We start from the raw sequence: 226 nt of genomic DNA on the forward strand, positions 1-226 counted from the left end.
CCAGGACAAGGCGAAGGCCTCCGCCAACGCCAAGCTGGAGGCCGACAGCGGCAAGGCCCTCGACGCGAAGGTCATCGACCCGGCCTGGCCCAGCATCGCGATCACGGACGACCCGCTGGCCTCGACGCTGAAGACCGAGTCGGACTGGGCCGTCAAGGCCAAGCTCATCGAGCAGCCCGACCTCGCCGGCATCTACGACCTGACGCTCCTGAACAAGGTCCTCAAG

The 226-nt window shown here is 67.3% G+C and carries 1 pseudogene; it reads left to right on the forward strand.

The window, feature by feature from the left end:
- A pseudogene (locus IF88_RS0139795) lies at positions 1 to 226 on the forward strand (sulfate ABC transporter substrate-binding protein); the annotation flags it as partial.

This window comes from Streptomyces sp. NRRL F-2580 (assembly GCF_000720115.1).
Lineage (GTDB): Bacteria > Actinomycetota > Actinomycetes > Streptomycetales > Streptomycetaceae > Streptomyces.